The organism is Nitratireductor sp. WH36-1 (genome assembly GCF_058725515.1).
Map to the genome: position 1 here is coordinate 943359 of NZ_CM178970.1, position 13871 is coordinate 957229.

General features: G+C 63.3%; 13 protein-coding genes, 1 pseudogene and 1 riboswitch. All 14 genes and pseudogenes read left to right on the forward strand.

All coding sequences use genetic code 11. From position 1 onward, the window contains the following. The first annotated feature begins 20 nt into the window (after positions 1 to 20). A complete protein-coding gene (locus AC4PTT_RS04570) occupies positions 21 to 1529 on the forward strand; it encodes a sugar ABC transporter ATP-binding protein (RefSeq protein WP_206544295.1) in 1509 nt (502 codons plus the stop codon). After that, entirely contained in the window at positions 1526 to 2491 is a 966-nt protein-coding gene (locus AC4PTT_RS04575) for an ABC transporter permease (RefSeq protein ID WP_206544294.1), read from the forward strand. The genes AC4PTT_RS04570 and AC4PTT_RS04575 overlap by 4 nt, the downstream gene beginning before the upstream one ends. Continuing rightward, positions 2488 to 3429 carry an ABC transporter permease gene (locus AC4PTT_RS04580; RefSeq protein ID WP_206547908.1) on the forward strand — a complete coding sequence of 314 codons (942 nt, stop codon included), beginning with the start codon at positions 2488 to 2490 and terminating at the stop codon, positions 3427 to 3429. The genes AC4PTT_RS04575 and AC4PTT_RS04580 overlap by 4 nt, the downstream gene beginning before the upstream one ends. After that, positions 3426 to 4382: an amidohydrolase family protein gene (locus AC4PTT_RS04585; protein WP_206994711.1), complete on the forward strand. Its 957-nt coding sequence runs from the start codon at positions 3426 to 3428 to the stop codon at positions 4380 to 4382. The genes AC4PTT_RS04580 and AC4PTT_RS04585 overlap by 4 nt, the downstream gene beginning before the upstream one ends. Next, complete coding sequence (locus tag AC4PTT_RS04590) at positions 4375 to 5688, forward strand: alanine racemase (RefSeq protein WP_492162187.1); 1314 nt, start codon at positions 4375 to 4377, stop codon at positions 5686 to 5688. The genes AC4PTT_RS04585 and AC4PTT_RS04590 overlap by 8 nt, the downstream gene beginning before the upstream one ends. Before the next feature lie 52 nt (positions 5689 to 5740). Next, a complete protein-coding gene (locus AC4PTT_RS04595) occupies positions 5741 to 6085 on the forward strand; it encodes a RidA family protein (RefSeq protein ID WP_113153084.1) in 345 nt (114 codons plus the stop codon). 54 nt (positions 6086 to 6139) lie between these two features. Next, positions 6140 to 7153 carry a M14 family metallopeptidase gene (locus AC4PTT_RS04600; protein WP_492162188.1) on the forward strand — a complete coding sequence of 338 codons (1014 nt, stop codon included), beginning with the start codon at positions 6140 to 6142 and terminating at the stop codon, positions 7151 to 7153. 10 nt (positions 7154 to 7163) lie between these two features. Then, complete coding sequence (locus AC4PTT_RS04605) at positions 7164 to 8759, forward strand: N-acyl-D-amino-acid deacylase family protein (protein WP_492162189.1); 1596 nt, start codon at positions 7164 to 7166, stop codon at positions 8757 to 8759. Between the two features lie 59 nt (positions 8760 to 8818). Further along, on the forward strand, positions 8819 to 10003 hold the full coding sequence (locus tag AC4PTT_RS04610) for a hypothetical protein (protein WP_492162190.1): 1185 nt from the start codon (positions 8819 to 8821) through the stop codon (positions 10001 to 10003). A 266-nt stretch (positions 10004 to 10269) separates the two neighbouring features. After that, the gene (locus AC4PTT_RS04615; protein WP_371685972.1) at positions 10270 to 11070 is read left to right on the forward strand and encodes a transporter substrate-binding protein; all 801 of its coding nucleotides are present in this window, start codon (positions 10270 to 10272) and stop codon (positions 11068 to 11070) included. Positions 11071 to 11145: 75 nt separating this feature from the next. Further along, complete coding sequence (locus tag AC4PTT_RS04620; RefSeq protein WP_025031477.1) at positions 11146 to 11808, forward strand: amino acid ABC transporter permease; 663 nt, start codon at positions 11146 to 11148, stop codon at positions 11806 to 11808. A 4-nt stretch (positions 11809 to 11812) separates the two neighbouring features. Continuing rightward, a complete protein-coding gene (locus AC4PTT_RS04625) occupies positions 11813 to 12478 on the forward strand; it encodes an amino acid ABC transporter permease (protein ID WP_206994717.1) in 666 nt (221 codons plus the stop codon). Between the two features lie 11 nt (positions 12479 to 12489). Continuing rightward, a complete protein-coding gene (locus AC4PTT_RS04630) occupies positions 12490 to 13260 on the forward strand; it encodes an amino acid ABC transporter ATP-binding protein (RefSeq protein ID WP_113153077.1) in 771 nt (256 codons plus the stop codon). A gap of 86 nt (positions 13261 to 13346) precedes the next feature. Continuing rightward, positions 13347 to 13523: pseudogene (locus tag AC4PTT_RS04635) on the forward strand (PLP-dependent aminotransferase family protein); the annotation flags it as partial. A 90-nt stretch (positions 13524 to 13613) separates the two neighbouring features. After that, positions 13614 to 13826, forward strand: a riboswitch (cobalamin riboswitch). The last annotated feature ends 45 nt before the right edge of the window (positions 13827 to 13871 follow it).

Sequence of the window (13871 nt, forward strand, 5' to 3'; positions counted from 1 at the left end):
GACGAAAAGGCCGGTTCCTGATGACGAAAACCAAGCCCCTGCTCGAAGCCAGGCAGGTGTTCAAGGGGTTTTTCGGCAACCCGGTGCTCAAGGGCGTGGACATCGCCCTTGAGCCCGGACGCGTTCACGCTCTTCTGGGTGAGAACGGTGCTGGAAAATCGACACTGATCAATCTGCTCTCGGGCGCTTTGCAGCCCGACAAGGGCGACATTGTCGTGGACGGCAAGCCCGTCTCGCGTTTCAGCCCTGCTGCTGCGCGAGAGGCGGGCATTGCCGTCGTTCAACAGGAGCTGAGCCTTGCCGCCGAGCTGTCCATTGCCGAGAATATCGGCCTTGGCGCTCTGCCACGGCGCTTTGGTCTCATCGACTACAAGGCGCTTTCTGCCTCCGTCGCGGAGGTCTGCGAGCGGGTCGGCCTGACCGAACCGCTCGACATGCCCGTTGGCGATCTCTCGCTTGGCCGCCGGCAGATGGTGGAAATCGCCAAGGCGCTTTTCCGCAAGCCGCGTGTGCTCATTCTGGACGAGCCGACATCCTCCCTGTCCGCGCATGAGGCGGGCATTCTGGCAGGCCTCATCCGCAAGCTGCGTGATGAAGGCATCGCGCTTCTCTACATCTCCCATCGCCTCAACGAGGTTCAGGCGCTGTGCTCGCATGTCACGGTGCTGAAAGATGGCGTGGTGACCGCCGACCAGCCGCTGGCCGGCGTCGATGATGAAGGTCTCGTGCGCCTGATGGTGGGCCGCGATGCGGGCGACCTGTTCCCCGCCTGGCAGGACCATCCCGCCGGCGCCGAACTCATCCATCTGAAGAAATTTTCCGCAGGCACGGCCCTTGATGTCGATTTCCAGGCATCCGCCGGCGAGATTATTGGCATCGGCGGTCTGGTGGGGCAGGGACAGGAGGATTTCCTGCTCGGCCTGTACGGCGCAATTCCCGCTTCCGCAGAGAAGGCGGAAATCTCGGGAAGTCACCGCCCGCTGAAAAGCGTCGAGGCGGCCAATCAGGCCGGCCTTGCCTATGTGCCGGCTGACCGCAAGCATGAGGGGCTCGTTCTGCCGCATTCCATTGCGTCGAACCTCCTTCTGCCCTCGCTTGGCAATCTGGTGAAACATGGTCTGCGCGACCGCGCGGCCGAGCGCAATCTGGTTGCCGACCTCGCCAAACGCCTGACGATCAAGGGCGATGTGACCCGTCCGGTTCAGGCGCTTTCCGGTGGCAATCAGCAGAAGGTGGCGCTGGCCAAATGGCTGCCGCTCGATCCTTCGGTGCTGCTCCTCAACGACCCCACGCGCGGCGTCGATATCGAGACCAAGCGGGAAATCTATCTGATGCTGCAATCCTTCGCGCGCGAGGGAAAGCTGGTTATTCTTCTGAGTTCCGACACACCTGAACTCGTCCATCTTTGTGATCGTGTCGCCGTGTTCCGCGAGGGGCGCGTCGTGGCCACGCTGCCGCGCGCAGACATCTCCGAAGAAGCGATCGTCGGCGCCGCCATGGGCGTCTCAGCGAAGGGAGCTGCGGCATGAGTGCCACCACCGTTCCGGCAAATCTCTATGCCGCCGTCCAGAAGCGCCGCAATCGCGGCCTGACGGGCCTTTATCTGGTCGTCGCCGCGTTTCTCGTGGTCTACGCCATTCTGTTTCCGGGCCTTCTCAGCGTTGGCGGTTTTTCCAAGTTCACGCAGAACTGGTTCCCGCTGGCGCTCGTCACCATGGCGCAGGCCCTGATGATGCTGAATGGCGGCATCTCGCTTGCCATCGGTCCGATGGTCAGCCTCGGCGCGGTCATTGCCGCCGTCACCATGGGCGGTCCGCTGGGTGTTCTGGGCGGGCTGATCGCCGTCTCGGTCGCCGGCCTGTTCATCGGTGCGGTAACGGGCGGCATCGTCGCCTATCTGCGCCTGCCGGCCATCATCGTCACGCTGGCCGGATCGTTCATCATCACCGGCATCGCGCTCATTCTCCTGCCGCGTCCCGGCGGCTACATCCCCGACTGGTTTTCCGACCTGCTTGCCGGTCACACGCCGGTTGCCTTCGGCCTTCTGGTCCTGCTTCTGATCGGCTGGAAACTCTATCTGGCAACGCCGCTCGGCCTTGGCATCTATGCCGCCGGAAACAATCCCGTCGGCGCGTTCCGCTCGGGCGTTCCCGTCGAGCGCGTCAAGGTGTTCGCCTTCGCGCTTTCGGGTCTGCTTGCGGCCCTTGCCGGCCTTTTCGTTGCAGCCCAGACCGGCTCTGGCGATCCGGTCATCGGCACGCCCTTCACGCTCAACTCCATCGCCGGCGCGGTGCTTGGCGGCGTCGCCTTTCTCGGCGGCAAGGGCACGATGCGCGGCGTCATCTGCGGCAGCCTGCTTCTCTCGGTCATGATCAACGTCATGTTCTTCCTCGGCTTCCCGCCGGTCGCTCAATATGTGGCGCAGGGCCTCATCATCGTCGGCGCCGTCGCGATCCCGCAATTGACCAGCCAGTGGAGGGCAAAGCCATGAACGCTCTCAAGTCGGCCTTCCGCAATCCGCCGCTTCTGACGCTGATCCTGGTGATCCTCGTCTGGATCGTCGCCAGCCTCACGCTGCGTGGCTTCGGGGCCTTTGGCCACCTGCGCTACCTGCTGGAACTCTCCGCAGTCATCGGCATCGTCGCCGCCGGCCAGACGCTCGTGATCCTGATGGGCGGCATCGACCTTTCGGTCGGCGCGGTCATCACGGTCACGGCCATTCTCCTGCCGCTCATCTCGCCCGACATCGATCCCACCGGCCTCGTGGGCATCGTGCTTGCGCTGGGCATCGCGTCCAGCATCGGCTTTCTCAATGGCGTTGGCGCGGCCTATCTCAGAGTGCCGCCCATCATCATGACGCTGGCCATGGCGACCTTCCTGCAGGGCATGCTGGTCATCGTCGCCGGCGGCAGCGCCGTCTCCGTCACGAACGCAACCGTCATCTGGCTCGGCCAGGCGCGGCCCTTCGGCATTCCCGCCGGCGTTCTCCTGTGGGTGGCCGTGTCGATCGTGGTGCTGCTCATCATCCACCGCATGCCGGCCGGCGCGCGTTTTCTGGCGCTGGGGGCCAACCCGCTGGCAACCGAGCTTTCGGGCGTCAGCGTCAAGCGCAACACGCTGCTCCTGTTCACGCTTTCGGGCTTCTTTGCCGGTCTTGCCGGCATCCTGATCCTCGGCATGAACCGTCAGGGCTATGTGGGCATCGGCGATCCCTATCTTCTGACGTCCATCGCCGCCGTGGTTCTGGGGGGCACCTCCATTCTGGGCGGGCGCGGCACCTATGCCGGCACCATTCCCGGCGCGATCCTTCTCGTCACCACCACGGCGCTGATCACCGTGGTCAACGCGTCGCCCGGCTGGCGGTCCATTATGTTCGGATCGCTCATTCTGGCGCTGCTCCTGATCTCGGGGCGTGAGGCGCGACGATGAGTTCTGCCTATGCGGGTCCGGTCATCGACCCGCACCACCATCTGTGGGACCTGTCGCTTGGCAGGCACCCCTGGCTTGCGCCGCCTGAAGCCGCTGATGAGGAGATGGTGTTCGGCAGCATCGCGCCGATCCGTCGCGACTATGGCGTGGGCGAATATCTGTGGGACGCGGCCCGGCAGAACATCGTCGCCACCGTCCATGTCGAGGCCGGCTGGTCGGATGATTTCCCGCTGGAGGAAACGCGCTGGCTCGACAGTCTCGACAGGCGTTTTGGCGTTGCCGCGCGCTATGTGGCGCGCGTGCCGCTTGCCGGTGCGGATGCGCAGCGTCTCGTTGAGCGTGAGGCTGCAAATCCCGCTGTGGTCGGCATTCGCGATATCGTCAGCTGGCATCCCGACCCGGCAAAGAGCTTCGCCTCCCGCGAAGGCATGATGAGCGACCCGCGCTGGCGCGAGGGGCTTTCGCGCGCCACCGAACTCGGCCTCAGCTTCGATCTCATGCTCTTTCCCTGGCAGATGGGGGAGGCGGCGCGCCTCGTCGCCGATCATCCCGACACGCAATTCGTGCTCAACCATTGCGGCAGCCCGGTTGACCGCAGCGAGGAAGGCTTGGCGCTTTGGCGCAACGGGCTTTCGGAGCTTTCCAGTGCGCCCAACATCGCCATCAAGATCTCCGATCCCGTGGCCTATGATCACCACTGGACAGTCGACAGTCTGCGCATGGTGATCGACCACTGCATCGCCTGTTTCGGGCCGCAGCGCGCCATGTTCGCCAGCGATTTTCCCGTTGCCGGTCTGCACGCGGATTTCGATGCGCTTTATGGCGCGTTCAGAACCATAGCCGCCAGCCATTCGCATGATGAGCAGGAGGCCCTGTTCTTCTCGACGGCGAACCGCATTTACCGCCTTGGCCTGTCGCCTTCGCAAACATCACAGGATGCTTCCCATGTCTGACGCCACGCTCACCACTGCGAGCGATCCCGTCATCGATGACCGCGTTCGCGGTTTTCCCGCAGGCCATGCAGCCCTTGGCCTCGGCGCCATTGGCGATCAGGGGTGGAAGCCCTTCGACGGCGCCATGTCCCTGCCATTGATCTCGCTCGATGAAACGGCGTTCGCCAACAATGTCGATCTGATGATGACCTATGTGCGCGAGCAGGGCGTCGAGATCGCACCACACGCCAAGACGCCGATGTCGCCGGCCATCGCCGCCCGTCTCGTCGAGGCCGGGGCATGGGGCGTCACGGTGGCCGACATTCGTCAGGCTTCCGTCATGCTGCGCGCGGGCTTCCGCCGCCTGATCCTCGCAAACGAGATCGGTGGCCCGGCGGCAGTGAGACGGCTTGCCCGCCTGGTCTCCGCCTATCCCGATGCCGATCTCTCGATCTTCGTCGATTCACGCGAGATGATGGAGGCGCTCGCTTCCTCCTGGTCTTCTTCCAGGGATCTGCCGCCGCTCGGACTTCTGGTCGAGCTGGGCGCTGCCCGTGGCGGGCTCCGCTCCGGTGAAGCCGCGTTACAGCTCGCCGAGGCCATTCTCGAACGCGAGACCGACACTTTCCGGCTCGCCGGCGTCGCGGCTTACGAAGGTGCAGCCGCAACGCCCGATGCGGCTGAGACGGCGCTGCGCATTTCTGCTCTGGTCGAACGCACGGCAACGCTTTTCTCTGCGCTGCGCCAGCGGCTTGGACCGGAGCGTCCGATGATCGTCACCGCCGGCGGTTCGGTTTATTTCGACATGGTGGTTCGCGGTCTGAAGGCGGTGGTCGCGGCAGATCAAAACGCGGTTCTGGTCCTGCGCAGCGGCGCGATCTTCTTTCATGATCACGGCATCTATGAGCGCGGTCTCACCGGCCTCGACAACCGGTCTGGTTTCGTGATCAGCGGAAAAGCGGTTTCGGCGGCCACCGGTTTCCGTCCCGCGCTTCGCGTCTGGGCCGAGGTTCTTTCGAGGCCGGAGCCGGGGCTTGCCGTTTGCGGCATGGGCCTGCGCGATGTGGCGGCCGATCAGGGCCTGCCGCGCCCACTGGCGTTCTATCGTGATGGCGTGCGCACCGCTCTTTCTAAGACGGTTCGCGTCACCGCGTTGAACGATCAGCATGCCTTCGTCTCACTGGGCGAGGGCGTCGATCTGCGTGTCGGCGATGTGGTGGAGTTCGGCATCTCGCACCCCTGCACCTGCCTCGACCGGCACGCGATCCTCTACGGTCTGGACGACGATCATCGCGTTGTCTCGGCCTATCTCACCAGCTTCGGCTGAAACTGTTCCAACCCCACCCCACCCCCTACCCAAGCAAAAGGAATTTTGGAAAATGATCATGCGCTACCAGAAAGGTTCCCGAATGAGCCAGGCCGTCGTCTATGGCGGTCTCGTCCACATTGCGGGGCAGGTTCCCGATGACCGCAAGGCGAGCATCGAGGATCAGACGGCAGATGTTCTGCGCAAGATCGACGCGCTCCTCGCCGAAGCCGGAACCGACCGCTCCAAGCTCGTGGCCGTCAACGTCTTCCTGCCGGCCATCATCGATTTCGACGCGATGAACAGCGTCTATGATGCCTGGATCGACCCGGAGAACCCGCCGGCCCGCGCCTGCGTCGAGGCGCGCCTTGCCGATCCGGACCTGCGCGTCGAAATGACGGCTGTTGCCGCAGTCTGACACCTGGCCGGTGCCCCGCGCACCGGCTCTTCTTCTGGCGACCGGAGTCCTGCCATGCATACGGGCATTGTTCATTCCATTGATTTCGAGGCCGGGGGCGTCCAGTCCGGCTTCCTGGCAATTCCCTATTCGGTGGACCGGTCGCCCTATTACCAGATCCGCATCCCCTGGCTGCGGGTCCGCAATGGCGAGGGACCGAGCCTCCTTTTGATGGCGGGCAATCACGGCGACGAGTATGAGGGCGAACTTCAGCTCGCCCGGCTCATGCGCCGCCTGAAGACGCTCGACATCAGCGGAACGGTCACGGTTTTGCCGATCGTCAACCAGCCGGCTGTCATGGCGGCCCGCCGCTGCTCCCCCTTCGATGGCGGAAATCTCAACCGCGCCTTTCCCGGCAACCCTGCCGGAACGCCAACCGAGCGCATCGCCCATTTTCTGGAACATGAGCTGTTCCCGCGCCACGATGTGGTGCTCGATCTCCATTCGGGTGGAACCTCCATGGCGCATCTGCCCTGCACGCTGATCGAGCGTCAGGCGGAGCCGGCACGCTTCGAGCGCACACTTGATCTCATGCGCCAGATGGGTGCCGCCCACGCCTTCATCGCCGACAATGGGCCGGCAGCGCCGACCTCGATGGGCGCTGCCGGCCGCGCTGGCGCAGTCGGTCTTTCCGGCGAGTTCGGTGGCGGCGGCACGGTCACGCCCGACAGCATGGCCTTCACGGAGGGCGCAATCGATCGCCTGCTTGTTGCGCTGGGCATCGTGTCCGCGCCGGTGCTCTCCGCCTCGCTTGATGAAAAGGTCCAGCCGCTCCAGCTTCTTTCGCTGTCGCGCCACAGTCAGGGCATCTACGCCACCCGGCGCGGCTGGTTCGAGCCCGCCTCCCGTCTGGGCGACCGCGTTGCCGCTGGCGATCTCGCCGGCTGGTATCACGATCTTGAACGCATCGACGCACCCGAGGAAGCACTGCACTTCGCCGAGGGCGGCATCGTCATCTCGCATCGCCTTCATTGCGACAGCCAGTCCGGCGATTGCCTGATACAAGTGGCCGAGCCGATTGAAGCCTGAGAGGATCTGAATGACCGACACGCTCATCCGCGGGGCGCGCATCATCGATGGAACCGGTGCGCCCTGGTATCGCGGCGATATTCTCTTATCGGGCGGGCGCATCGCCCGCATCGGGCGCGATCTGCCCGTTTCCGGCGCGCATGTGGTGGATGCCGAAGAGCGCTACGCCGCACCCGGCTTCATCGATGCGCATTGTCATGACGACCTGATCTTCCTGCGCGAGCGCGGGCGTCCGGAAAAGGCGTTTCAGGGCGTCACCAGCATTGTTGTCGGAAACTGCTCTTTCTCGCTCTATCCCGCCACGTCCGGATCCCACGAGGATCTGCGCCGGCACTTTTCCGGCCTTCTCGGCGAAACGGCGCATGAAGAAATCTTCGCCGATCTCGATGGCTACCGTCACGCGCTGCGCGGGGCAGAGGGCGCTGGCATCGCGCTCAATCTCGTGTCGCTTGTGGGGCATGCCGCACTGCGCCTTGCCGTCATGGGGCATGACGACCGCCCGGCCACGCCGGCAGAAACGCAGGCCATGTGCGACCTTCTGGAAGCCCAGCTTGTGCAGGGCGCCGCAGGCCTGTCGCTCGGCCTTGTCTATCCGCCAAGCGCCTTTGCCGACGAGGCGGAGCTGATTGCGCTCGGCCGCGTTGTCGGGCGTCATGGCCGGGTGCTCGCCGCGCATATCCGTTCCTATGAGGCCGGGCTGATCGACGCCACTCAAGAGTTCGGGCGTGTGCTTGGGGCGTCGGGTGCTGCTGGCCTGCTCTCGCATCTCCAGTCTGCCGGTCGCCCCAACTGGGGCCGCATTCCCGATGCCATCGCGCTTCTGGAGACAATGCGCCGGGATGGCGTCGATGTCAGCTTCGACATGTATCCCTATCCCGCCGGCAGCACATGGATACTCCAGCTCCTGCCCGCCGCTGTCATGGAAGGCGGGCTTGCCGGGCTGCGCCGGCGTCTGGCCGATCCCGCCCAGCAGGCGCTCCTGCGCCGCTGGGTCAATGAGGGAGGCCCGGAATTCCCCGGCCAGAGCAAGGTGTCGCTCATCGGCTGGGAGAATGTTCGTCTCTCCGCCGTGGGCGTTGATGCGCTCAAGCATCTTGAAGGGCTCGACATGCAGGCCGCGGCAGCGAAACTGGCTGTCGATCCGTTCGATCTCATGCTGCGCTTCATAGAAGAAGATGACGGGCAGACCGGCATCATCCTGTTCCAGCTTGCAGAAGAAGATCTGCACGCCGCCTGTTGCAACCGCCTCTACATGGCCGGGTCCGATGGGCTTCCGCGACCGGGCTCCAAGCCGCATCCGCGCGCCTTCGGCACCTTTCCGCGCATCGCCGGACCGCTTGTCCGCGACCAGAACTGGTTCTCGCTGGAAGATGCCGTGCGCCGCATGACGTCCATGGCCGCGCAGCGCTTTTCGCTCACGGATCGCGGGCTTCTGCGCCCCGGCATGGCCGGCGATGTCGTGCTCTTCGAGGAGAGCATCGCAGACCGCGCGACCTTCGACGATTCATCGCAACTGCCCTCCGGTGTCAGCCATCTCTTCGTCAATGGGGGCATGGTCATCGAGGATGGCCGCGAGACGGGCGCGCGTCCCGGCCGCGTTCTCTAGCCAATTCCGCGGCCGCCCCCGGCGGCCCGATAATGTTTGATTTCAAAGGAGTGCCCGCCATGCATCTGTCGATGTGGACTTACCCCTGGGATGTTCAGGATCAGGGGCTGGAGCGGCTTGTCGCCGATCTGCGCGACCGCGCCGGGCTCAACACGGTCAGCCTCGCCACGTCCTATCACGCCGGTCGCTTTCTCCAGCCGCGCAGCCCGCATCAGAAAGCCTATTTTCCCGAGGATGGAACGGTCTATTTCGAGCCGGATGAAGCGCTCTGGGCGGATCGGGAGATCAAGCCGCTCAAGGCGCGCAATGTTGCCGAGCGTGGCGACATGCTGAAGGTGCTCACAGACGCGCGCGCACAGACCGGCATGAAAGTCTCCTGCTGGACCGTCTGCCTGCACAACACGCGTCTGGGCATGGAGCATCCAGACCACGTCACCCGCAACGCGTTCGGCAATCCGAACTATTACAATCTCTGCCCGTCCAGCCCGGCTGCCCGCGCCTATGTCACGACGCTCGTTCAGGATGTGAGCACCCGCTACCGGCCGGACATGATCGAGCTTGAAAGCCCCAACTTCATGGGGTTCGCGCACGAATATCACCACGAGAAGGACGGCGTCGGCCTCAATGCGGAGGATGATTTCCTCCTGTCGCTCTGCTTCTGCGACCATTGCATGGCGCGTGCCGGGGCGGCTGGCGTCAATGCAAAGGGCGCGCGCGAGACGGTTGGCCGTTTCATCGCAGAAATGTGCGCCCGTGAAATTCCGGAAAAGCAGTTCCCGGATTTCCCGGAAGCGGGCCTCGATGCGTTCAACGCTCATGAAGACCTGCGCGCCTACCTTGCCTGGCGCAGCGAGCCGGTCACGTCGCTGATTGCCGAGATCCGTGACGCCGCACATCCTGAAACAAGGGTGGTCCTGATCGACCTTGCCGACGGATGGCTGGGCGGGGTCGAACTGGAAGAAGCGGCAGGGGCCTGCGATGGCGTGATCCTCTGCTGCTACTGCATGGAGCCGCAGGCCGTGAGTGCGCTATTCGAAAAAGCGCGTGGCATCGTCGGACCAGAAAAATTCCTGGGCGTCGGGCTGCGCGTCTTCTACCCGGAGATGGAAAACGGCGACGACCTTGCCGAGCGGGCGCAGGCCGCCATCGCCGCCGGTGCTGATGGCGTGAATTTCTACAATTACGGCCTGATCCCGGAAAAGCGCCTCGACTGGGTGCGCACCGCCACCGACCGCCTGTCGTAAGACAGCGCCATTTCGCGAGGTGTCAGACGCCGCCACATGTCTGTGCGCGGCGCCCGCTGGCATGCGGGTTTTCCGCATTGCCCGGGCCTGTGCAGTTTCAAAAAAGCGCTGACGGCATTCCTTGACAACAAGCCGGCTATACGGCTTGATGTGGAAGTCCACTAATATGGATATGTGTCCATAATAATGGAACTGACAAATTTGGGAAAGGGGAACTCAGCATGGCTATTCCGTTTCGCGCACATGCGCTTCTGCTCACCACCGCAATGATGGTCGCGGCCGCACCGGCGGTCGCGCAGGACAAGAGCAAGCTCGACGAGGTTCTGGAACGCGGTCACCTCGTTCTTGGCACCGGCAGCACCAACGCGCCCTGGCACTTCAAGAGCGTCGACGACAAGCTTCAGGGCTTCGATGTCGACATGGGCCGCATCATCGCCAAGTCGCTGTTCGGTGATCCCGACAAAATCGAATATGTGACGCAGTCCTCGGATGCGCGCATTCCGAACATCACCACCGGCAAGGTCGATGTCACCTGCCAGTTCATGACCGTCACCGGTGAGCGCGCCCAGCAGGTTGCCTTCACCATCCCGTATTACCGCGAGGGCGTCGGCCTCATGCTGAAGGCCGATGGTGATTATGCGGATTACGAGGCGCTCAAGGAGGCCGGTTCTTCCGTCACCGTGTCCGTTCTTCAGAATGTCTACGCGGAAGACATGGTGCACGCGGCGCTGCCCGAGGCGAGCGTCGACCAGTATGAGTCCGTCGATCTCATCTATCAGGCGCTGGAATCCGGCCGCTCTGACGCCGTCGCCACCGACCAGTCGTCGCTTGCCTGGTACATGACGCAGAACCCCGACCGTTACCGCGATGCCGGTTATGGCTGGAACCCGCAGTCCTATTCCTGCGCCGTCGCGCGCGGCGATCAGGACTGGCTCAACTTCGTCAACACCGCCCTGCATGAGGCGATGACGGGCGTTGAGTTCAACTTCTATGCGGACTCGTTCAAGACCTGGTTCGGCAAGGATCTGCAGCCGCCGCAGATCGGCTTCCCGGTCGAATACAAGTAAGCATCGCATCTGCATGAGGGCGGCGGGTGACCGGGTGCGTCATCCGCCGGCCTTCCTGCATGGCTGGGACCCGATATGGGCTATACACTCAATTTTTCCGCCGTCTGGCGCAGCTTCGATCAGCTTCTCTGGGGGCTGCTGCTCAGCCTTGAACTGGCGATTGGCGCGATCCTGATCGGCGCCGTCATCGGCCTCGTAACCGCCTTTGGCCTCATCTCCAAAAGCGGCTGGGCGCGCCGCCCGGCAGCGCTTTACGTCACGGTGATCCGCAATCTGCCGATTCTCGTTCTGATCCTGTTTTCCTATTTCGCGCTGCCGCAGATGGGTGTCCGTCTGGGCAAGATCGAGAGCTTCGTGGCAACGCTCGCCATCTATTCCGGCGCCTATCTGGCGGAGGTGTTTCGCGCGGGCCTTCTGTCCATCCCCAACGGTCTGAAGGAGGCGGGCCTCGCCATCGGTCTGACGCCGATGCAGATCCGCACCTCCATCGTCATACCGCTGATGTTCAGAAACGTGCTGCCGTCGCTTTCTTCCACGCTGATCTCGCTTTTCAAGGACACGTCTCTGGCCGCAGCCATCGCGGTGCCGGAACTCACCTTCGAGGCGCGCAAGATCAATGTCGAAACCTTCCGTGTGGTCGAGACCTGGATCGTCGCTTCCTGTCTCTATGTCGCCACCTGCACGGTGCTGGCCGCGCTTATGCGCATGGTCGAGCGTCGTCTTGTGATTTCGAGGTGAGCCGATGAACGAGTTTCTCGCATTTCTCGATCAGGTCTGGCTTGCCCGTTTCGTGATCCTGCGCGGCCTTGGCCTGACCGTTTCAATCTCGCTTCTGGCCATCGCCCTGGGCTCCGTGCTGGGCGTTATGGTCGGGCTTGCGCTGACCTATGGAAACAGGCCGCTGCGTTTTGTCGTGCGCGCCTATACGGATTTCATCCGTGGCACGCCCGTGCTCGTTCTGGTGCTCGCCAGCTTCTACATCCTGTCCACGATCGGCATTGAGCTGAACGCGTTTCAGGCGGGTGTATTTGCGCTGGCGGTCTTCTGCTCCTCGCATGTGGGTGAAATCGTGCGCGGCGCGCTGCAGGCCATTCCGCCCGGGCAGACAGAAGCGGCCAAGGCCATCGGCCTCACCTTCAGCCAGACCTTCACTTCGGTTCTGTGGCCGCAGGCGCTGCGCCAGATGCTGCCCACCTGGGTGAACACGGCTGCGGAGATGGTCAAGGCGTCCACGCTTCTGTCCGTCATCGGCGTGGCCGAGCTTCTGCTCCGCACGCAGGAGATCATCTCCCGCAATTTCATGAGCCTGGAGTTCTATTTCCTGGCCGGCCTTCTCTACTTCGCCATCAATTACGCCATCGAGCGCTTCGGCAAATATGTCGAGCGCAAGGTGTCTGTTCCATCCTGAGAGTACCCGACATGACGAAGAACCTTCTTGAAATTCAGGCCCTGCGCAAGCGCTACGGTTCGGTGGAGGTGCTCAAGGGCGTCGACTGCACCATGCAGCAGGGCGAGGTGATCTCGATCATCGGTTCGTCGGGCTCCGGCAAGACAACCATGCTGCGCTGCATCAACATGCTGGAGGATTTTCAGGGCGGCCGCATCCTCATCGATGGCGAACCCATCGGCTATGAAGAGCGCAACGGCGTGCGCGTTCGCAAGAGCGAGAAGGAAATCGCCCGCCAGCGCGCGCTGACGGGCATGGCCTTCCAGCAGTTCAACCTGTTCCCGCACATGACCGCAGCATCCAATGTCATGCTCGGCCTGATCAAGGTGAAGAAGATGGCGCGCGACGAGGCGCGCAGCGTCGCGGAAAAATGGCTCGAGCGCGTCGGTCTCGGCCAGCGCGCGGATCACTACCCCGGCCAGCTGTCCGGCGGTCAGCAGCAGCGCGTGGCCATCGCCCGCGCCATCGCCATGAACCCGCGCCTCATGCTCTTTGATGAGGTAACGTCTGCGCTAGATCCCGAACTGGTGGGCGAAGTGCTTCAGGTGATCAAGGATCTGGCTGCCGATGGCATGAGCATGCTTCTGGTCACCCACGAAATGCGCTTCGCTTTCGAGGTTTCCTCCCGCGTCATCTTCATGAACCAGGGGGTAATCGGCGAGGAGGGGGATCCGAAGGTGATGTTCCTGAAGCCGCAGACCGAACGCCTTGCCGAATTCCTCAAGACGTCGAGCTTCGCCTGAGATCTTGACCAACTGCCGGCGGCGCGCCTGAGCGCCCGGCGGAAAATCTGGCGCCTGCCACGCACAGAATGATGGCGGCGGTGACCGACGGGCTGGATGCGGCCACGCTTGCCCGCCATGCGCTTGAGAGGGACGTGGTGCTCGCGCCCGGAAACGCCTTCAGCCTGTCAGGCTCGGCCTGCGGGTTCCTGCGTTTCAACGTTGCTCAATGCGACGATGAACGGATTTTTTCCGTTCTGGAGGAGATCACACGCGTGCCGTAGAGCCATGCCCAAAGCGGCGTTGCGAATAATCCAGCAGTTTGTTTCTGCTTTCCCCGGAAACAATATATTGACTTCATATATCCAGAAGATACCAACTGTAGGGGTTATGGTTCTTTCGATTCCTCGTGGGATCGGAAGTGAAAAGGGAAGCCGGTGCGCCTCTGGGCAAGGCCGGCGCTGCCCCCGCAACTGTAAGCAGCGAGCCGCTTTCACTTTGTGTCACTGATGCCCCAGCGCATCGGGAAGGCCGGAAAGCGGTGATGACCTGCGAGCCAGGAGACCTGCCATGACGAAATAAACGTCCACGGGCGGGGTGTCCCGGTGGTGCGTGTGTCGCCACGGCAATGC

Bases quoted from the DNA above. Each gene is read 5' to 3' on its own strand.
- AC4PTT_RS04575 (WP_206544294.1), top strand. From the start codon at position 1,526: ATGAGTGCCACCACCGTTCCGGCAAATCTCTATGCCGCCGTCCAGAAG.
- AC4PTT_RS04625 (WP_206994717.1), top strand. From the start codon at position 11,813: ATGAACGAGTTTCTCGCATTTCTCGATCAGGTCTGGCTTGCCCGTTTC.
- AC4PTT_RS04600 (WP_492162188.1), top strand. From the start codon at position 6,140: ATGCATACGGGCATTGTTCATTCCATTGATTTCGAGGCCGGGGGCGTC.
- AC4PTT_RS04620 (WP_025031477.1), top strand. From the start codon at position 11,146: ATGGGCTATACACTCAATTTTTCCGCCGTCTGGCGCAGCTTCGATCAG.
- AC4PTT_RS04580 (WP_206547908.1), top strand. From the start codon at position 2,488: ATGAACGCTCTCAAGTCGGCCTTCCGCAATCCGCCGCTTCTGACGCTG.
- AC4PTT_RS04615 (WP_371685972.1), top strand. From the start codon at position 10,270: ATGATGGTCGCGGCCGCACCGGCGGTCGCGCAGGACAAGAGCAAGCTC.
- AC4PTT_RS04585 (WP_206994711.1), top strand. From the start codon at position 3,426: ATGAGTTCTGCCTATGCGGGTCCGGTCATCGACCCGCACCACCATCTG.
- AC4PTT_RS04595 (WP_113153084.1), top strand. From the start codon at position 5,741: ATGATCATGCGCTACCAGAAAGGTTCCCGAATGAGCCAGGCCGTCGTC.
- AC4PTT_RS04610 (WP_492162190.1), top strand. From the start codon at position 8,819: ATGCATCTGTCGATGTGGACTTACCCCTGGGATGTTCAGGATCAGGGG.
- AC4PTT_RS04605 (WP_492162189.1), top strand. From the start codon at position 7,164: ATGACCGACACGCTCATCCGCGGGGCGCGCATCATCGATGGAACCGGT.
- AC4PTT_RS04590 (WP_492162187.1), top strand. From the start codon at position 4,375: ATGTCTGACGCCACGCTCACCACTGCGAGCGATCCCGTCATCGATGAC.
- AC4PTT_RS04570 (WP_206544295.1), top strand. From the start codon at position 21: ATGACGAAAACCAAGCCCCTGCTCGAAGCCAGGCAGGTGTTCAAGGGG.
- AC4PTT_RS04630 (WP_113153077.1), top strand. From the start codon at position 12,490: ATGACGAAGAACCTTCTTGAAATTCAGGCCCTGCGCAAGCGCTACGGT.